Source organism: Acinetobacter sp. ANC 4173, assembly GCF_004331255.1.
Classification (GTDB): domain Bacteria; phylum Pseudomonadota; class Gammaproteobacteria; order Pseudomonadales; family Moraxellaceae; genus Acinetobacter.
Genome location: NZ_SJOF01000004.1, coordinates 266,246 through 285,032, shown reverse-complemented (window position 1 = coordinate 285,032; position 18,787 = coordinate 266,246). Strand labels below are relative to the sequence as shown.

The following is an 18,787-nucleotide window of genomic DNA, read 5'->3' as shown; positions in this document are numbered from 1 at the left end:
TTGATCCTGTTGCTAACACAGGCGGTTCTGCTGCGGTTGAAGCTGTAAGCGAAGCAAAAGATGCAGGGATCTCTAAGTTTGTATCTGAAGAGATCGTGAAATCTGAACGTCCAGAACTCACAGCTGCACGCATCGTGGTTTCTGGTGGTCGTGGTGTAGGTTCTGGTGAGAACTACCATAAAGTACTTGACCCATTAGCGGACAAGCTTGGTGCTGCACAAGGTGCTTCACGTGCTGCGGTTGATGCTGGCTTCGTTCCAAACGACATGCAAGTCGGTCAAACAGGTAAAATCGTTGCACCTGACCTTTACATCGCTGTAGGTATTTCTGGTGCGATTCAGCACTTGGCGGGTATGAAAGACTCTAAAGTGATCGTTGCGATCAACAAAGACGAAGAAGCGCCAATTAATGCAGTTGCTGACTACTGGTTGGTGGGTGACTTGAATACTGTTGTTCCTGAATTAGTATCTAAAATCTAATTTCTGAACGATTGTTCGAAAAAACGCTCTTGTGCAAACAATTTAAGTCATGCTTAAGTTGTTATGAACTTGGGCGTTTTTTGCGCTTAGGACTTATCTCATCAGGGCTGAATAGAAGATAACCTGTGAGGCAAAATAGAGTTTAGAAAGGCTGTAAAGTGCGAAAGTCATTAGAAATATTAAAAATATTAAATCAATTTACCAATACTATAAATAAAACAAGAATTTAAAGTATTACATACAATCTAAATAGCAGCATTGTGAAATAGCTTATTTTTCAACTTAATTCAGATCAAAAAATAGTATAAAAAAACAACGATAAACAAAGGAAAACAAACGAAATTAACTCAGCTAAATACGCACCTAAAAGGGATAAAATATGCTAAAATTTACGGCTGTATTTTAGTTTTTTAGCTCAATTTCCTGAGTTAAATTTTTGCAAGATTTAAGATATAAATGCGGGCAGAATTCCTGCTTGTATAACAAGGAGTATGCATGAGCGTATCGGAAATTAGACCGATTGCCATTGAGGATGAACTCAAGCACTCGTATTTGGATTATGCAATGAGCGTGATTGTATCACGCGCTTTACCTGATGTACGAGATGGTCTAAAACCTGTTCATCGTCGTGTGCTTTTTGCAATGCACGAATTGGGTAATGACTACAACAAAGCATACAAAAAGTCTGCCCGTGTTGTCGGTGACGTAATCGGTAAATATCACCCGCATGGTGATTCTGCTGTTTATGAAACTATTGTTCGTATGGCGCAAGATTTTAGTTTGCGTTATATGCTTGTAGATGGTCAAGGTAACTTCGGTTCTGTCGATGGTGATAGTGCAGCAGCAATGCGTTATACCGAAGTGCGTATGCAAAAGCTTACCCATGAAATTTTGGCGGATCTCGAAAAAGATACCGTAGACTGGGAAGACAACTACGACGGTTCAGAACGTATCCCACAAGTGATGCCAACGCGTATTCCGAATTTGTTGATTAACGGTACGACTGGTATTGCAGTAGGTATGGCGACCAATATGGCGCCACATAACATGACGGAAGTCGTGAATGCATGTTTGGCTTATGCTGAAAACCCAAATATCAGTATCGAAGGTTTAATGCAGCATATTTCGGGTCCAGATTTTCCGACTGGCGGCATTATTTATGGTAAATCGGGTATTGTCGATGCTTACCGTACAGGTAAAGGTCGTTTGCATATCCGTGGTAAATACCACTTTGAGGAAGATCAAAAAACAGGTCGTACCACGATTGTCTTCACTGAAATTCCATATCAAGTCAACAAAGCGAAAACCATCGAGCGTATTGCTGAGTTGGTAAAAGAGAAGAAACTCGAAGGTATTTCAGAACTACGCGACGAATCTGATAAAGACGGGATGCGTATCGCCATTGATCTAAAACGTGGTGAGAATGCTGAAGTTGTGGTCAACAACTTATTCTTGAATACGCAACTCGAAAACTCTTTCAGCATTAACATGGTGTGTCTGGACAACGGACAGCCAAAATTAATGAATCTTAAAGATATCATTGCGGCATTTATTCGTCATCGTCAAGAAGTCGTGACCCGCCGCACTATGTTCGAATTACGCAAAGCGCGTGAACGTGGTCATATCTTAGAAGGCTTGACAGTTGCCTTGGCGAATATCGATGCCATCATCGAAACGATTAAGACTTCTGCTAACCCAGCCGAAGCACGTGAGCGTTTACAAGCAGGTGAATGGTCAGCGGGTGGTGTGGTTGCACTCCTAGAAAAAGCAGGTTCGGTTTCTGTTCGTCCTGAAGTGATTGAAGGTGAAGATCCAAACCGTCCATTTGGTTTAGATGGCGATATGTATCGTTTGTCTCCTACCCAGGTCGGTGCGATTTTAGAGCTACGCTTGCACCGTTTAACAGGTTTAGAGCAAGACAAACTTCATGCTGAATACACAGAAATTTTGGGACAAATTGCTGAACTCACTGCAATTTTGAACGATTTTAATTTGTTGATGGCTGTGATTAAAGAAGAGTTGGCTTTGGTTCTTCAGCAATATGGCGATGCTCGTCGTACGGCAATTGTAGAATCGCGTATTGACTTCTCTCGTGAAGATTTAATTCCAGAAGAACAAGTCGTATTAACTGTTTCCAAAACAGGTTATGCAAAAACTCAACCGTTGTCTGATTATGCTGCGCAACGTCGTGGTGGACGTGGTAAATCTGCAACATCGATGAAAGAAGATGATTACATTCAGCATCTGATTGTAACCTCAAACCATGCGACTGTTTTATGCTTTACTAACGTCGGTAAAGTGTATCGTCTGAAAGTGTTTGAAGTGCCACAAGCTTCTCGCGGTGCAAAAGGTCGCCCAATGGTGAACTTACTGCCGTTAGAGGCAGATGAAACGATTACTGCAATTTTGCCTGTGATTGATGCGCCAAAGAAATTTAAAGATCGTTTAGCCGACTTTAAAGCTTTTGTTCGTGCCAATGTAGTGAAACTACGTGAAAACAGCATTATCGAAGCACATTATGAAGCCTTAAAAGCATCATTTGATGGATTGGCTGAAGATGCAGATGAATTATCAGATGCATTACGTAAACAATTAAAAGAGTTGGGTGTAGAGCTTTCTACAACAGATCTTGATGATGAAATTGTTGCTGAATTTGCAGAATTGACTGAAAAGTTACGTAAAAACTTCTTTGTATTTATGGCAACTGCTTCAGGCACCGTGAAACGTGTAGAGTTGGAACAATTCAGTAATGTACGTTCAAATGGTTTACGTGCAATTGAGCTGAACGAAGAAGATACCTTGATTGGTGTTGCAATTACTGATGGCGAACAGCAAATTATGTTGTTCTCAAATGAAGGTAAAGCAATTCGTTTTGCTGAAACTGATGTACGCGCGATGGGTCGTTCTGCCAAAGGTGTACGTGGTATGCGTGTCACTATTGGTTCGGCTCAAGCAGATGAGTCAGAAGAAGTTGAATCGGATGATGATGATGCAGATTCAAACTTCATTAGCCGTATCGTGTCTTTGGTGGTCGTTCCTGAAACAGGCGAAGTGCTCTGTGCTTCTGCTAATGGTTATGGTAAACGTACACCAGTCGATGATTTCCCAACCAAAAAACGTGGTGGGAAAGGTGTGATCGCCATTAAGACTTCAGAGCGTAATGGCGAATTGGTCGGTGCTGTTGCGATTGATGAAACCAAAGAACTGATGCTGATTTCAGACGGTGGTACTTTGGTTCGTACTCGCGCTTCAGAAGTTGCACAAACAGGCCGTAATGCACAAGGTGTTCGTTTGATCCGTTTAGGTGAAGATGAAACATTGGTGGGTGTAGAAGCGATTGATGCTGTAGAAGAAGATGAAATCGAGACTGTAGAATCAGCAGTGGCTAATGAAAAGTTGGTTGATGATGAAATGATTGTAGATGAAACTGAAAACGAATCAGATTTGAATGAATCTGAAGAAGAATAAGTCATGATCTAAACAAAAAGGACGCTTAGGCGTCCTTTTTCTATATGATTTGTTGCATAAATAATGGGAAAAGAATGATGAAGATGAAGTATGCGATTTTAGCATCGGTATTGGTGTTCAGTGGATGCGACAAACTGGGACAGCAGGCCAATATTCCAGATCCTAGTCCACAGCAGGTACAGGCTGCTCAAGAGGCGTATGATAATTTACGTGCGCAGAATTTTGACCAATTGATGACGCATTTTGAACCTGAGCTGCAAGCACGTTATCAAGGTGATCAGAAAAACATGCAAAAATTTGCACGCGGTTTACCTCAAGAAAATTATAAAACCAAGAAAATCGTGTCAAAGAAATTGCTGAATGAAAGCAATCAGCCAAGTAAATATACTGTGACCTATGAATATGCCTATGATAAAAACTTAGTACAGTATGACGTGAGTTTTGATAAACCCAATGGCAGTAGCAAAATTCGAGACATTAGCGTGTCCGTATTTGGCGAGAAAATTGAATAATCAAAAGCGATGTTAAATAAAAAAGGACGCCTTAGCGTCCTTTTTAATTGCATTAGTAATTACAAAGTATCATTCAGTTGTACATTGTAGTTCTTTTGCTTTTCCGTATCAAATTGGCCTTCCCATTTACTGATCACAAGAACAGCTAATGCGTTACCAACGACATTCAACGCAGTACGTGCCATATCTAAAATACGGTCAATACCGGCAATAAATGCCAGACCTTCAAGTGGAATCCCAACACTGCCTAAAGTCGCCAATAGCACCACGAAAGAAACACCAGGTACACCTGCAATGCCTTTAGAGGTAATCATTAAAGTAAGTACTAAAATGACTTGCTGACCCAAGCTTAAGTCAATGCCATAGAGCTGAGCAATGAAAATTGCGGCAATACTTTGATACAGTGTTGAACCATCCAAATTGAACGAATAGCCAATTGGAATGACAAAACTAGTAATTGTTTTTGGCGCGCCATACGCTTCCATTTTTTCCATAATACGTGGAAGAACGGTTTCTGAACTGGCAGTTGAGTAAGCTAAAATCAATTCATCTTTTAAGATTTTGATAATGGTCCAAATGCTGAATCCGCAAATTTTGGCAACAAGTCCTAATACAATAAAAGTGAAGAAGAAAATAGCTGCATAAACCAATACTGCAAGTTTTACCAATGGAAGTAACGAACTAAAACCAAAGTTAGCAACGGTCGCAGCGATTAAGCCGAATACACCTAGAGGTGCAAACTTCATGATCATGTGTGTAACTTTGAACATTGTCTCAGAAACACCATGCAATACCTGAATCAGCGGTTGTTTAGTTTCTTTAGATAATGAACCTAAACCAATACCAAACAATACCGAGAAGAAAATAATCGGTAGCATTTGACCGCTAGTTAATGCAGCAAAGATGTTCGGTGGAATTAGAGACAAGATGGTTTGAACTAAACCATGTGAATGTTGGCTAACTTCATGACTGGTTTCTTGATATTTAGAAATATCAACTTGAGTTAGCGTCGACATATCAATACCAGCACCTGGCTGGAATACATTTGCCGCAACCAAGCCAACAATAATGGCAATGGTTGTAATGATTTCAAAATATAGAATAGTTTTGAAACCTAGTCGACCAACATTGGTACCATGACTTGTATTTGCAATGCCGAGAATCAGCATTGAAACCACAAGTGGGATTACAATCATTTTGATGAGGCTAATAAATATTGAACCCAGTGGACTCAATAAATTAGTTACAAAGGCATCACGATATTCAGGAGAATAGTGCAGAAAAGAGCCTAAAAGTACACCTAAAATGAGTGCAATTACAATTTGCCATGCAAGGCTTATCTTAATTTTTTTCATACTCAGCTCAGAAAAAAAATTAGGGGCAAAAAAATATCTGCAAGAACTCTTATGCTGCATCAAGATGCGGTGGCATGAAAAAAAGAAGAATGCTGGCAGATCGAAGGTGGCTATTGTGAAGTTATTATGAAGAATGAGCGATCTTTTTTTAATTTATTATTGTTGTTTGATTGTTATTTAGGCTGTTTTATTTGGTAATTCAATTGTGTTTTAATAATTAATTTTTTTATGCGATAAAAATGATGAATAAGTGACTAGTTACGTGTGTTACATAAACGATAATATGCCCAGCTTAAACAGACACCAGCAAAAACGCTCAGATAAATCAGCTTAGGTATAACCATTTGCGTAGGTACACCCATCTGATTCAATTGAATAAACATTTGAATACCTTGAGTGGATGGGAGAACTGAGCCTAAGTATTGCATCCAAAGTGGCATAGCAGCATGTGGCCATGCTGTACCCGAAAGTAAAAAAAGTGGAATGGAGGTGAAAACAATGAGATGACCTGCACGTTCGGGAAGATCTAGATAAGAAGCCAAGACAAGACTCAGCCCAATCACACTGCTTATAAAAATTGGGACAGCAATCAGCATGCCCCAAAAATTTCCGCCACGTGGGTAGTCATAAAGCCAGAAGGTAAAGCCAAATAAATAAAAGCAGCCCAAACAACCAATACTTAGCGCAGCGGCAAAGATTCCCCAAAACTCAGTTGTTTTGCTCCGCCAATTTGAGTTGCGATAACCTGCGATCAGCATACACAAGCCCAAGACAATGGTTTGATGAATAATTAACGGGGCAATCGCTGGAAAAATATAACTGCCATAGCCTGAAAGTGTATTAAATAATGGAATTTGATGAACTGAAAGGGTGGGAGAAAAATGTGAAATCTGTCCAAACTTTTCTGCACGTTCTGCTAGGGTATTTTCAATGGCTGTTGCCAATCCCAAACCAATTTGTTTGGTTCTTAAAAAATAGGCAGCACTTAAATATAACCCAACACCTCCGACTTCACCGCGATGAATACTATTAGACAAATTATCTGGTAATAGCAGAATGCCATCTGCACGTTGTTGCTTAACCCACGTCTCTGCTTCGGCAAAATTTCCTGTTACCGCACGAACCTGAATATTAGGACTGTTGCTTGCTGCATTAATGATACTGGCAGTTAACGTGCTTTGTTCTTCATCCACAATAATGATGGGTAATGATTCAGCATGTTGTGCCTTATAAGCGGTGGGATAGAAAAAACTATAGAAGAAGATAGAAAGCACCATCGTCGTGAGAATGGAGCTATTCTTTGCAATATCTTTGAATGTTTTTACAAAGTAAAAAATAAATGACTTCAATTTTTGTTTCATTCCCGCACCTCTACACGATGTTTTTTTAATAACAGGAAAGAAGTTGTCCAATAGAAGAGACAATAAAAAACTAGAATTGCTAAAGGAATGAATGAAAGTTGTATAGGACTACCAACAACCCATTGTTCAGTTTGTAGCTTGGCATAAGGGGTATACGGAATAATATTGGCCCAAAATTTAGTAAATGCAGGGGCATTATTTAAGGGGAGTGTCACACCTGCAAAACTTAAGGATGAACCGCCATATACCGCAATAAAGCCAAAAGTTTTGGCTAAATTGTGGGTCGCTAATACTACAGTTGCACTCATTAAAGCGTAGGCGAAATAAAATAAAAACTGGGCTAAAAGCAACAGCCAGAGTTGACCAGCCACAAACCATCCTCGAATTTCTATAAGCCAGAACATCCACAACCATGTCCAAATACTGAAAATAAAAACATAAACAAGAACTTTACTGAGTAACGCAGTCCATATTGTTGAAGATTTCAGCCAGTTTTTTGCAGACTTAAATTGAAATTCCTGACCTACAGAAAAGGCCACACAACAACAGAGTAATAAATGCAGAACAGCAGGAATGACGAAAGGTTCTAAATAAAATTCGTAACTGAGACTCGGATTATAGAGTGGCGAGATTTTCACATTGGGGGTAGGGAGGTCTAAATAGGGAATATTATTTTCTAAATAATTTTGTCCCATGTAATTTGCCATGGCCTGCACAGTACTGCTGAGCATGGCAGAAGAAATGGTATTTCCAACACTGAAGTAACTTTGATTAAATGCAAGAGCAATTTCAGCATCCTTGGCTTGAACCAGTCGTTGTTCAGCACCTTCTGGAATCAGTACGTAGCCCCAAATTTTTGTTTCATTCAGTAGGTGTTCAGCTTCATTGGAGTCGGGCGTTACTGTATAAATAGCCAAGCTTGGATTGCTGGATAAATATTTTTCGATATTTCGACTCAGATTACTCTGGTCTTGATCAATAATCGCAATCGGTAAATGTTCAGGCTTTCCCTGCGCAAACATACAGCTAAATAGCACAATCACACATAGAGGAGCGAGTGTAACTAAACACAAGTCCCATTTATGTGTGGCTAAATAGCGGAGTTCACGCCAGAGACCAGCCCACATCAGGATTGCTCTTTGACTTTAAATAGTACACTCATGCCGACTTTGAGATCAGGAATGGGCGTACTTGGTGTTAAATGGAGCTTAAAGCTACGTATGTCGTAGCCCCCAGTTTGTCGCGTTGTTTTGATGGTCGCAAACTCGCCCTCTGCATCAATATTCTCAATTTTAAATTGTGCTGTTTTATTTAAAGCGGGAATAAATCCTTCTAAAGTTTTGGCTTGATAAACCTGAGCATATTGATCTTCTCGGACATTTAAACTCACCCACAGCTCATCATCTAAAATAATACTCATGACTGGCACGCCAATCGCGACTAATTCAGAGACTTTGCCGTAGGTTTTGGAAATCGTACCATTTACAGGGGAAAATAATTTTGTTTCGGCATCTAGTGCATTGGCTTCTGCAACAGCAGCTTTGGCAATTTCAACCTGTGCATCGGCTGTGGATTTTTGTTCGGTTGTACTACCACGTTTTGCTCGAGCATATTGTTGGTAGGTAGCTTCAGTCAACTGAGCAGCAGATTGCGCAGCAGCCTGCATTTCATCACGACGCTGACGTGAAATAACACCTTCTTGAAAGAGTTTCGCCCCACGTTGATAGGTTGTTTGAGCCAAGTTTTGTTGAGCTTTCATGGCTTGCCAGTTGGCAAACAGGGTGTCGATATTTTCTTGTTGCGAACCACGATCAGCTGTCGATTGCAGAGCCAGTGCAGATTGCAAACTTGCTAGTGTTTGCTGCTTTTTAGCATCAATTTCTGGGCTATATAAACGTACGAGTGGCTGATTTTTTTGAACTTTTTGACCATCATGTACATAGAGTTCTTCAATTCGGCTTGGTATTTTGGTACTGATATGCAGAGTTTCCGCTTCAACCCGGCCTTGTATTTCAACCATCTTGGGTTGGTAGCTTTTCCATAAACCAAATGCAATTAATCCAAGCAGTAAGATGGCTAGGATAATACCCATGCTTTTTAGAAGTTTGGTTTTAGAGGTCGGATCAGTTGCTTTTTCAGAGACATCATTTGCGTCATCTACTGAATTTTCTGTCCCAGTGTTACTTTCAGTCAGTTGCTCTGATACATCAGTTTCAGATTTCCCTGTATTTTTTTCCTCCAATGAGGACGCATTAGGTTCTTGATCAGGTGTCGATTGATCTTGATGCATGTGGTTTCCCCATTAAAGTTAACGAATAAATTGCGTATTTTTTTGATTTACGTAGCTTTGAAACTCAGCAATCGAACCATGGCTTTGTAGTAAAGTGGCTAGTGACATGACATATTTATAAGCATTCAGTGCCATTTCAGATTTAAGAGCGGTCATGGCATTTTGAGCATCAATGACCTGTGTGGCTGTACCCATATCTTCTTTGAAAGAAAGTGTTTGAATGCGTAAATTTTCTTGTGCGGCTAACATGTTTTGTTGCAGTAGAACATGGCTTTGTTGTGCAGTTTCAAGCTCGCTATATGATTTATAAATCATATTTTCTATTTCTTGCTTGGTACGTTCAGTGGTGAGCTGTAAAGCATATCTTTGTAATTCAGCAGCTTGTATATTTTTTTGTTTGTCGATGCCCGAAAATAAATTGTACTGAGCCGCAACACCAACAATCCAATTTTGATGTTCATCTAAGCTGTATTCACCAAATGCAAATACAGTCGGCTTTTTGGCTGCCGATTCTGCTTTCACTTTTACCCCAGCAAGTTCGGTATCTTTTTGCAGTTTTTGAACCAGAGAGGATTGTTCGGGATAACTCGTTAATAATTGATGAATAGAATGGTTCTGGGTTGTATTGACAAAAAGAGGTGTGCTTAATCCTGTTATTTCACTGCTTTGCAGGAGGTTATTCAATTGAAACAAGCTGGCTTGTAGGTTGGCTTGGGCATTTTGTGTTAACCGTTCAGCATTGTTTTTAGCAACTTCAAATTGCATGCGTTGCCCTTTGCTAATAAAGCCTTGTTGTTCTAATTTCAGCGCATTTCGATAATGGGTTTGCATCGCTTGAGCATTAAAGCGGCTTGCCGCTAATAATTGTGTTTGTAGTTGCGAGTTAAAATAAGCCTGAATAATTTCGAAACGCTGAAGGTCTTGTTGCTGTTTATTATTGATGACACTGCGTTCGGACTGAATTTGTGCCATTTGTTTGGCGCTAGTGGTTAGTCCACCAGTATATAAAGGCATAAATACTGAAACAGTCGGGCGTATAACTTGATCATCCAAATTCACAGTCGCTTCATTGGGAATTAATCCAACGCCACGATCAATGACGTTGCCGACACCATCTTTTAGAGTGTCTGTAATTCCGCTGGGTATGCCACTATTATTTTGCCATTGATCAATTTGATTATTCACGCCCTGAGTAAGGGTATTATCTAAATTGTTTTTTAAGGAATTGAGAGGCACATCCACTTCATTATGAAAGGCATAAGCACGAACATTTAAATCAATACGCGGGAGTCCGAGGCCTTTCACTGCTTCGGCTTGCAGTTGTGCGGATTGTTGTAAGGCTTGAGCAGCTTGAGTGCTATAGGATTGAGTCAGGATGCTTTGTTCAGCCTCTATATAGCTGATCGATTTTGCATAACTTGGATGAAGAAATAACGCACTCGCGCAGAAGCAAATAAAACCAGGAAAAACGGGATTCATCCTAAGCGTTAATTTTCTTAATTTTAATTGAAAACGCTGTGGCATTAATCAAACTCGCATTGTCGTTGTAATGAATTATACAGATCTTTATTTTATTGGTGTAAACGCGCGCGTTTACATTTTGAGTGCTGCTCAGGCTAGACTCATTTTTCTGTAAATATATAATACGATAAATTTAAACTTTTAAAAAATTACATAGAAAAAATACGAATGACTGAATATGTTCCCAATTTACAAGTGCTGACATCAATACAATTAGAGCAGATGAGTATTCATCAAGCGTTAGATTTATTTTATCAAAACAATGGTTTTGCCCCGATCCAAGCTGAACAAGAGCCTTGTACTGTTCATGTTTATAATGGTTGCTTGCTGGTACCGCTTCCGAATATTGCAGTAAGACATAAATATCTCAAATATCATGACTTACACCATATTTTAACAGGTTACAGCGTGGGTAGAATTGGTGAGGGAGAGGTCAGTGCTTGGGAGTTGGGAACGGGTTCTATGTTGAATCATCCCATACTTGGCATCATGAATTTAATAGCACTTTCGACGGGTTTTTTCTTAAAACCACAACAAATGTGGTTGGCATTTCAGCGTGGAGTGTTTAGCCAAAATTTGTATGCTCAATCTACACGTCATTGGATTGATGTACATAGTGAAACATTATTGAAGGATTTAAAAGCAGGACATCTTGCTGGGCCTAAAAAGAAAAAAATTCAGGTATGGCGTTATGTAGAGTTTGGCTGTTATTTAATGGTAGCAATCTTGATTCATGCAATTATGGTAATTCCAGCATTAATTGTGCGTATAGTCAGCTACTTAGTGGCTGGTGAATCTTTAATTAAAGCCATTCAACCTAAAAAAAGAACTGATCTTTATTGATGTTTTGACTTTAAATACCCGATTGCATTGAAATATTTTCAGGATAAATTACTGCAAGCCAGAGCCAGATATGATTAAATGCCATCATTTTATTGTGTTTCACCTCTGAAAGGAAAAATCATGCGCGCGTACAATTTCTGTGCTGGTCCTGCTGCATTACCTACTGCCGTTTTAGAAAAAGCTCAACAAGAGATGTTGGATTGGCACGGCAAGGGATTGTCCATTATGGAAATGAGCCACCGTAGCAAAGACTATGTTGAGGTTGCAGAAAAAGCAGAAGCTGACTTACGTAAGCTCATGAGTATTCCTGAAAATTACAAAGTTTTGTTTTTACAGGGTGGGGCATCATTACAGTTTTCTGCCATTCCTTTAAACCTGTTAGGTAAAAATAATAAAGCTGACTATATCCATACAGGTATTTGGTCTGAAAAAGCATTGCAAGAAGCGCAGCGTTATGGCGATATTCATGTTGTAGAAGCAGGAACAAAAATTGACGGCAAACTTGCAATCACGCCACAAAGTCAATGGAATTTATCAGCCGATGCTGCTTATGTGCATTATGCAGACAATGAAACGATTGGCGGTTTACAATTTGCGGGCATTCCAGAAACAGATAAACCATTGGTTTCTGATTTTTCATCAAGCATATTATCTGCACCGTTAGATGTATCTAAATTCGGGTTGATTTATGCAGGTGCGCAAAAAAATATTGGTCCAGCAGGTTTAACACTGGTTATTATTCGTGACGATTTACTGGATCAGGCAAAACCAGAAATCCCAAGTTTGCTAAAATACTCAGCGCAAGCTAAAAACGATTCTATGGTGAACACCCCATCAACGTATGCATGGTATTTGTCTGGTTTAGTGTTTGAATGGTTACTTGAAAATGGTGGTGTAGATGCCATGCACCAAGTGAACCTACAAAAAGCCCAATTACTTTATGGTTATATTGATGCGAGTGACTTCTATGCAAATCCAATTGTAGAAGCTAACCGTTCAATCATGAATGTACCATTTACTTTGGCCAACCCTGACCTAGAAAAGTTATTCCTGAAAGAAGCTGAAGAAAACCACTTATTGAATTTGGCAGGTCACCGCTCAGTCGGAGGCATGCGTGCAAGTATTTATAATGCTGTTCCTTTAGAAGGGGTACAAGCATTGGTGAACTTTATGGATGACTTCGCAAAACGTAATGGTTAATCCCAATATGCAAAAACCCATCTGAATAAGATGGGTTTTTTATTTTAAGCGTAAAATTAAAGAATAAAATGGTGCAAAATATAAGCCGATGACATCATGCCAAAAATAAAAAAAATGCATGACATCATATCAAGTGGGTAGCGTTGTTCAAGTTGTGTTTCAACGCGCTGTAAATTTTCTTCTTGTACGATTTTCATAGATATTTCGTTCCGATCTATATTATCGTTAAATCCTATTGCTTGTTCATATTATAAGCACAAAAAATTGACTAAATAAAGTACTAATTGGCGTTAATTCGCAAATCAGTTCTATTTTTAATTTAAATAAATCATCCATAATAGATAAATCATTTATTTAATTAATATTATAACAACTATATGTTTTTATTTATCTTTTTCATTATATTTGAATGAATGGGTAAATAAATTTAAAACTATGGATAACCCTGCTTTATTTGAATTTAAAAAAGAATCTTAAAATAAAAAATGTGGATAAAATATCAGTAGAAATATGAGACTATGTTTTTGATGAGAATAAATACGAAATAACGGAATACAGATCATCATTGAGCAATCATGATCTGTATTCCGTTCTTTTAACGCTATGTTAATGAAAAAACTAATTTTTTGAGTGAATACTCACTTGAACCCAAATATTGCCACGAATGTATTGACCAATATTAAAATGTTTATATTGATCATCTTTGGTCGCAATACGAATCAGCGTGGCTTCTTGATTTTCATCATGAATGAGTGTGACATCGTAGAGCGTATATTCTTGCCCCATAAATTCTAGGCTGGTTTTGCCAACAATATTTCCTTGGAACCAAGCCTCATCTTCTTGCCCCATTTTTTCGCCATACAAATAAGCAACCATTTTGGAGAAATCGACTGTGACAGGTGCTTTATCATCCTCACACTTAGGTTCCCAAGCATCGATTTGTTCTTGTAGGTTAGCAGGTGCAATGCCTTCATTGGCAGCCAGAATATCGTTCAAGGCACGGTGATGTTTAATTGAAGCGGGATCATCTACTACCAGTTGCTCATGCTCAGAAACTGCTTCTAATTCATAGGCCCATGCATTTAATTGAACCAAATAGGTTTGATCTTTTTGGTATTGATCATGATTTACGCTATAGAGGCTATCAAAGGCATAGACAATGCTGTTGTCGCCTAAATTTAAACGCAGTACGGCTTGAGTATTGGATTTACACGTAATAATCCGCTCAATTGAGGCTTTGACTTTGTAGGGGCTTTCAAAACTTGGAAAAGCAGTCTTCACCGCTTTAGGTTTGTTGTTTTCCACTGCAATGACTTGGCATAGTTGTACTTTTTCTTTGCTCGGACCTTGAATGAGCCATACAGATGCATCCATATCACATTCTTCACGGCAAAGTCCCATCGGCATAATGGGTGCATCAAGTGCCAGACCTAACCATTTGGGAACTTCAGTGGTTGGATTTTCTGTCAGCAGATTCCAATGCTCTACATGGCTACCGAAGTTTTGATCTTCGATGCTGATCATTTCTGGTCTGTTTTGATTTTTCATAAGCACAATTTTGAATGTTCAGTGGCTTTAATCTATTAATCGAGGGTGATTTGAAGATTTCAAGTCTATCTGAATGAAAATAAGGATAAAAATATAAACTAAGTGATGAATCTGGATTGAGACGGGAAAGCGTGTTGTATATTTGTGATCATCCTGATTTTAAATAAATGAGTTGTTTTCATTTGCTTTTTTAATAATATTATACTTTTCAAGTATATTTAAAATGAACAGCAGAGTAATGCTTGGCTTTTTGCTACACTGAGTGGAATTTTTTAATATCGTAGATGCCTGTGCTGCCTTTTAAACTTTGGGTTGATGCTGATGCATTACCAAAAATTTTACGTGAAGTCATTTTACGCGCTTCAGATCGCTATCAGTTGGAAGTGACCTTTGTCGCCAATCAAAATGTGGGGATTACGCCTTCTGTACGTATTAACTCCATACAAGTGATGAGTGGTGCAGATGCAGCTGATCAAGAAATTGTGTCGCGTATGCAAGCCAATGACATTGTGGTGACACAAGATATTCCTCTGGCGGCTCAGGTGATTGAGAACGGGGGAATTGCGATTCATCCTCGTGGTGAAATTTATACGACGGCTAATGTTAAAGCACGTTTACATTTACGTGATTTTATGGACACCTTGCGCGGGGCTGGCGTACAAACTGGTGGACCACCGCCAATTTCAGAACGTGATAAACGCGAATTTTCGAGCAGTCTTGATCAAACTATTCAAAAGCAAAAACGCAAAACCAGCGTTTAAGTGGAATTGACTATGCCATCCAAAGCCAATTTGGCGTCTACTTATGCATTATTGGTATTTATTTGGGCAACAACGCCTTTAGCCATTGTATGGAGTGTTTCTGATTTACATTTAATGTGGGCTTTGGTACTGCGCTTTTTTATTGCATTGCCGTTGGCTTTGGGACTGGTTTATATTCTTAAAGTTCGTCTGCCATTTGATCGCATCAGTTTGCAAAGTTATCTGGCAGGTGCAGCGAGTTTTATTGGTTCGCAAATTTTTACCTATATGGCGACCCAATATTTATCCTCAGGGATGATTGCCTTAATGTTTGGTCTAGCTCCCATTATGGCGGGGTTGATAGGTCGTTTTGCTTTTCAGCAATATTTACATCGTCTGCAATGGATAGGCATGGCGATTTCAGTATCAGGTTTAGCGATTATTTGCTTTACAGGCAGCCAGCAGCATGTACATCCGATTGGCATTCTATTGATGCTAATGAGCGTGTTTATTTATGCTTTATCGATGTTCTGGGTTAAAAAAGTTAATGCACCGATTAATCCAATTGCACAAGCAACAGGATCGATTCTGATTTCAAGTGTTGTGGCAGCCTGTTTGATTCCTTTCATTTGGCAGTATGCACCCACCCATATGCCACAAATGAAATCGGTGTTGGCATTGTTCTATACCGTGATCATGGCATCCCTGATTGCAATGTTTTGTTATTTTAAATTGGTACAAAACTTACAACCGACCACAATTTCATTAACCACCGTCATGACGCCAATTTTGGCGATGTTGATTGGGGCAATACTGAATCAGGAAATGTTGTCATTCATGGTCTTTGTGGGGGCGGGCATTTTATTGTTGGGTTTATTTATCTATTTTTATCGAGATTTAAAAGCGAGCAAAGAACTCGCTCTTAAATTAAAGCGCTCCAGATAGTCCATGAGTCTAGTCGGGAGATTGTTCAAAGCTGACACATTCAGCCAGTTTGACCCGATCTTGCGGATGTAGGGTAATGAAATATGCACCTGTACGGTATTTCCCTTTCCCTTCATCACGGCTATATACCACTTGCGCAGTCGCAGCAATATGAAAGAAGTTTTCAGGATGACTTAAGGTAACATGGATATAAGTACCTTCCTGAATTTCACGATCACTATGAAAACTAAACCCGCTCTCTGAAAAATTGACATGTTCGGGTACAGGTAACATGGACTGTACAATTGCATCGTATAAAGACCCTGTAATCAGGTTTAATTTTTGATTGAATAAGGATAATATTCGAGCAATTTGTTGATCTTTTTCAGTTAATTGTTCTAATTCGTAGTTTAATGCCAGATCAAATTGATCTAATTCCGCGAGTAGTAGAAAATAGCGGGGCAAGACAAAATTTGGATCGTAAGGATCATTAAGAGCAACATCATCAGAAATAATCTGATAATTAATTCTCAAGGCAGCATCGATACGTGACATAACGCGACGTTCCGCTGAAGCGCTTTGATGCTGTAAATTTTCCATAATGTATTACCTCGGACTAGATGGTATGTTTAAACCAATCTCGCTGTACATCGGGCTAAGATATACTCGCGCACGGCGTAGCAACCACTTTATTTCTTTTATTGCTCTGGTTTCAATGATCGGTCTCACATTAGGTGTGGCTGTCCTCATTACAGTTTTATCTGTGATGAATGGGTTTGACCGAGAATTGAAAAACCGTGTACTAGGCATGATACCTCAAGCCACTGTTTCATCAACACAAATTTTAACAGATTGGCCCGAACTTGCAAAAAAAGTTGAACAGCATGAGCATGTTAAAGGTGTTGCACCCTTTACGCAGTTGCAGGGTATGATCACTGCCCATGGTCAGGTTTCTGGTCTTATGGTGACAGGTATTGAGCCAAAATACGAGAAAAAAGTCTCGATTATTCAAGACCACATGGTCGAAGGTAATATCGATCAATTAAAAAAAGGTGAGTTTGGTATCGTTTTAGGCAAGCAGTTAACGGATGCGTTGGGCTTAGGTTTGAATGATAGTGTCACTTTGGTTTTGCCAGAAGCGACGCCTTCACCAGCAGGTGTGGTGCCACGCTTTAAGCGGTTTAAAATTGTTGGTATTTTTAGTATTGGTGCAGAAGTTGACTCCATGATGGGTTATATCGCACTAAATGATGCTTCAACGCTTCTTCGCTTACCCGATGGAGCGCAAGGGATTCGTTTAAAGTTGGATGATATTTTTGCTGCCCCTCAAGTAAGCAATGATATTGTACGCGAATTGCCAGGCAACTATTACGCTTCAGACTGGACGTATACACATGGTAATTTGTTCAGTGCTATTCAGATGGAAAAGGCAATGGTCAGCCTACTGTTGTTCCTGATTGTATTGGTTGCAGCATTTAATATTGTTTCTTCACTGGTGATGGTGGTGACTGACAAAAAGGCGGATATTGCGATTTTACGAACTCTCGGTGCTTCACCTGCCACCATTACTAAGATTTTTATGGTACAGGGTACGGTTATTGGGGTCATTGGTACTGTAGCTGGTGCAGTTTTGGGTATTATTTTGGCGACAGGAATCAGTGGTTTTATTGATTGGGTGAATACTACACTCGGTTTACATTTATTTGATGCCTATTTCATTAACTACTTACCATCCTATTTAAGATGGCAAGATGTGGTGGTTATTGTCAGTCTCTCTTTAATTTTAAGTTTCTTAGCCACGATTTACCCAGCGTTACGTGCTGCCAAAATTCAACCTGCGGAGGCTTTACGTTATGAGTAACGTGGTATTAGAAGCCAAGAATGTGGTCAAACATTTTACGGATGGTAAATCAACGGTTGAAGTGATTAAAGGCCTATCTTTAAAAGTCCATGCTGGTGAGTTTATTTCAATTGTAGGGTCAAGTGGTTCAGGTAAAAGTACCTTGCTGCATGTGTTAGGTGGATTGGATCGACCAACAGAAGGGCAAGTCTGGCTCAATGGTCAGCGTTTTGACCATATGGGAGAAGCTGAACGAGGGTATTTACGTAATCAACATCTTGGTTTTGTTTATCAATTTCATCATTTATTGCCTGAATTTTCGGCTTTAGAGAATGTTGCAATGCCTTTAATGTTACGTGAAGGGACGAATTATAAAGACGTCAAAGCGCAGGCAGAATATTTATTAAACCGTGTTGGGCTATCGCATCGTTTAACGCATAAGCCGGGCGAATTGTCTGGTGGAGAACGCCAACGTGTCGCGCTTGCACGTGCATTGGTGGCAAAACCAGCTTTAATGATGGCGGATGAGCCTACAGGTAATTTAGATCGGAAAACTGCGGTTAAAATTTTTGAATTACTCAGCGATTTACGGCAAGAATTTAATATGGCAATGTTAATTGTGACCCATGATGAACAATTGGCACAAACGGCAGATTCTATTTTGCATATGCAAGATGGACTTTGGGCCGACCCTCAATAAAATTTA

17 protein-coding genes are annotated in these 18,787 nt (G+C 39.4%); 9 read left to right on the top strand and 8 right to left on the bottom strand.

The window, feature by feature from the left end; genetic code table 11:
* From E0H94_RS07640 to E0H94_RS07630, 3 genes are all read left to right on the top strand, one after another.
* A partial coding sequence (locus E0H94_RS07640; protein WP_205679293.1) for an FAD-binding protein occupies window positions 1–479 on the top strand: 479 nt, incomplete at its 5' end.
* Window positions 480–974: 495 nt separating this feature from the next.
* A complete protein-coding gene (gyrA, locus tag E0H94_RS07635) occupies window positions 975–3,947 on the top strand; it encodes a DNA gyrase subunit A (protein ID WP_131325841.1) in 2,973 nt (990 codons plus the stop codon).
* Window positions 3,948–4,021: 74 nt separating this feature from the next.
* A complete protein-coding gene (locus E0H94_RS07630; protein WP_227548564.1) occupies window positions 4,022–4,459 on the top strand; it encodes a DUF3887 domain-containing protein in 438 nt (145 codons plus the stop codon).
* A 59-nt stretch (window positions 4,460–4,518) separates the two neighbouring features.
* Here the strand turns inward: E0H94_RS07630 and gltP are convergent, their stop codons facing one another.
* The 5 genes from gltP to E0H94_RS07605 all read right to left on the bottom strand — a co-directional run bounded on the left by gltP (window position 4,519) and on the right by E0H94_RS07605 (window position 10,944).
* Window positions 4,519–5,814, bottom strand: coding sequence for a glutamate/aspartate:proton symporter GltP (gltP, locus tag E0H94_RS07625; protein WP_131325840.1), 1,296 nt, complete (start codon window positions 5,812–5,814; stop codon window positions 4,519–4,521).
* Between the two features lie 254 nt (window positions 5,815–6,068).
* Window positions 6,069–7,175, bottom strand: a complete 1,107-nt coding sequence (locus E0H94_RS07620; RefSeq protein WP_413773007.1) for an ABC transporter permease — start codon at window positions 7,173–7,175, stop codon at window positions 6,069–6,071.
* On the bottom strand, window positions 7,172–8,302 hold the full coding sequence (locus E0H94_RS07615) for an ABC transporter permease (protein WP_131325839.1): 1,131 nt from the start codon (window positions 8,300–8,302) through the stop codon (window positions 7,172–7,174). The genes E0H94_RS07620 and E0H94_RS07615 overlap by 4 nt, the downstream gene beginning before the upstream one ends.
* Window positions 8,302–9,465: an HlyD family secretion protein gene (locus tag E0H94_RS07610; RefSeq protein ID WP_131325838.1), complete on the bottom strand. Its 1,164-nt coding sequence runs from the start codon at window positions 9,463–9,465 to the stop codon at window positions 8,302–8,304. The genes E0H94_RS07615 and E0H94_RS07610 overlap by 1 nt, the downstream gene beginning before the upstream one ends.
* Before the next feature lie 18 nt (window positions 9,466–9,483).
* Entirely contained in the window at window positions 9,484–10,944 is a 1,461-nt protein-coding gene (locus tag E0H94_RS07605) for a TolC family protein (protein WP_227548565.1), read from the bottom strand.
* 210 nt (window positions 10,945–11,154) lie between these two features.
* On the opposite strand from E0H94_RS07605, the gene E0H94_RS07600 reads away from it, so the two are divergent.
* Window positions 11,155–11,829, top strand: coding sequence for a hypothetical protein (locus tag E0H94_RS07600; RefSeq protein ID WP_131325836.1), 675 nt, complete (start codon window positions 11,155–11,157; stop codon window positions 11,827–11,829).
* A gap of 120 nt (window positions 11,830–11,949) precedes the next feature.
* The gene (gene serC / locus E0H94_RS07595; protein ID WP_131325835.1) at window positions 11,950–13,029 is read left to right on the top strand and encodes a 3-phosphoserine/phosphohydroxythreonine transaminase; all 1,080 of its coding nucleotides are present in this window, start codon (window positions 11,950–11,952) and stop codon (window positions 13,027–13,029) included.
* A gap of 56 nt (window positions 13,030–13,085) precedes the next feature.
* Here serC and E0H94_RS18465 read toward each other — a convergent pair whose 3' ends face one another.
* Together E0H94_RS18465 and E0H94_RS07590 are read right to left on the bottom strand one after the other, a co-directional pair.
* Entirely contained in the window at window positions 13,086–13,226 is a 141-nt protein-coding gene (locus E0H94_RS18465; RefSeq protein WP_165492926.1) for a hypothetical protein, read from the bottom strand.
* Between the two features lie 421 nt (window positions 13,227–13,647).
* Window positions 13,648–14,577, bottom strand: coding sequence for a hypothetical protein (locus tag E0H94_RS07590; protein ID WP_131325834.1), 930 nt, complete (start codon window positions 14,575–14,577; stop codon window positions 13,648–13,650).
* A gap of 284 nt (window positions 14,578–14,861) precedes the next feature.
* Between E0H94_RS07590 and E0H94_RS07585 the strand changes: the two genes are divergently transcribed.
* A complete protein-coding gene (locus tag E0H94_RS07585; RefSeq protein WP_171304933.1) occupies window positions 14,862–15,338 on the top strand; it encodes a YaiI/YqxD family protein in 477 nt (158 codons plus the stop codon).
* A 12-nt stretch (window positions 15,339–15,350) separates the two neighbouring features.
* Window positions 15,351–16,262 carry a DMT family transporter gene (locus E0H94_RS07580; RefSeq protein ID WP_131325833.1) on the top strand — a complete coding sequence of 304 codons (912 nt, stop codon included), beginning with the start codon at window positions 15,351–15,353 and terminating at the stop codon, window positions 16,260–16,262.
* A 9-nt stretch (window positions 16,263–16,271) separates the two neighbouring features.
* On the opposite strand, the gene E0H94_RS07575 is transcribed toward E0H94_RS07580, so the two are convergent.
* Window positions 16,272–16,841 (bottom strand): PilZ domain-containing protein, encoded by a 570-nt coding sequence (locus E0H94_RS07575; protein WP_116759358.1) that lies wholly within the window; start codon window positions 16,839–16,841, stop codon window positions 16,272–16,274.
* A 25-nt stretch (window positions 16,842–16,866) separates the two neighbouring features.
* Between E0H94_RS07575 and E0H94_RS07570 the strand changes: the two genes are divergently transcribed.
* The gene (locus tag E0H94_RS07570) at window positions 16,867–18,102 is read left to right on the top strand and encodes a lipoprotein-releasing ABC transporter permease subunit (protein ID WP_116759462.1); all 1,236 of its coding nucleotides are present in this window, start codon (window positions 16,867–16,869) and stop codon (window positions 18,100–18,102) included.
* Window positions 18,095–18,781, top strand: coding sequence for a lipoprotein-releasing ABC transporter ATP-binding protein LolD (gene lolD / locus E0H94_RS07565; RefSeq protein ID WP_131325832.1), 687 nt, complete (start codon window positions 18,095–18,097; stop codon window positions 18,779–18,781). Before E0H94_RS07570 ends, lolD begins: the two co-directional genes overlap by 8 nt.
* Window positions 18,782–18,787: the final 6 nt, after the last annotated feature.

What these genes read in the sequence shown, in the direction of transcription:
- gyrA (WP_131325841.1), top strand. Translation starts at nt 975, where the DNA reads ATGAGCGTATCGGAAATTAGACCGATTGCCATTGAGGATGAACTCAAG.
- E0H94_RS07630 (WP_227548564.1), top strand. Translation starts at nt 4,022, where the DNA reads ATGATGAAGATGAAGTATGCGATTTTAGCATCGGTATTGGTGTTCAGT.
- gltP (WP_131325840.1), bottom strand. Translation starts at nt 5,814, where the DNA reads ATGAAAAAAATTAAGATAAGCCTTGCATGGCAAATTGTAATTGCACTC.
- E0H94_RS07620 (WP_413773007.1), bottom strand. Translation starts at nt 7,175, where the DNA reads ATGAAACAAAAATTGAAGTCATTTATTTTTTACTTTGTAAAAACATTC.
- E0H94_RS07615 (WP_131325839.1), bottom strand. Translation starts at nt 8,302, where the DNA reads ATGTGGGCTGGTCTCTGGCGTGAACTCCGCTATTTAGCCACACATAAA.
- E0H94_RS07610 (WP_131325838.1), bottom strand. Translation starts at nt 9,465, where the DNA reads ATGCATCAAGATCAATCGACACCTGATCAAGAACCTAATGCGTCCTCA.
- E0H94_RS07605 (WP_227548565.1), bottom strand. Translation starts at nt 10,944, where the DNA reads ATGAATCCCGTTTTTCCTGGTTTTATTTGCTTCTGCGCGAGTGCGTTA.
- E0H94_RS07600 (WP_131325836.1), top strand. Translation starts at nt 11,155, where the DNA reads ATGACTGAATATGTTCCCAATTTACAAGTGCTGACATCAATACAATTA.
- serC (WP_131325835.1), top strand. Translation starts at nt 11,950, where the DNA reads ATGCGCGCGTACAATTTCTGTGCTGGTCCTGCTGCATTACCTACTGCC.
- E0H94_RS18465 (WP_165492926.1), bottom strand. Translation starts at nt 13,226, where the DNA reads ATGAAAATCGTACAAGAAGAAAATTTACAGCGCGTTGAAACACAACTT.
- E0H94_RS07590 (WP_131325834.1), bottom strand. Translation starts at nt 14,577, where the DNA reads ATGAAAAATCAAAACAGACCAGAAATGATCAGCATCGAAGATCAAAAC.
- E0H94_RS07585 (WP_171304933.1), top strand. Translation starts at nt 14,862, where the DNA reads ATGCCTGTGCTGCCTTTTAAACTTTGGGTTGATGCTGATGCATTACCA.
- E0H94_RS07580 (WP_131325833.1), top strand. Translation starts at nt 15,351, where the DNA reads ATGCCATCCAAAGCCAATTTGGCGTCTACTTATGCATTATTGGTATTT.
- E0H94_RS07575 (WP_116759358.1), bottom strand. Translation starts at nt 16,841, where the DNA reads ATGGAAAATTTACAGCATCAAAGCGCTTCAGCGGAACGTCGCGTTATG.
- E0H94_RS07570 (WP_116759462.1), top strand. Translation starts at nt 16,867, where the DNA reads ATGTTTAAACCAATCTCGCTGTACATCGGGCTAAGATATACTCGCGCA.
- lolD (WP_131325832.1), top strand. Translation starts at nt 18,095, where the DNA reads ATGAGTAACGTGGTATTAGAAGCCAAGAATGTGGTCAAACATTTTACG.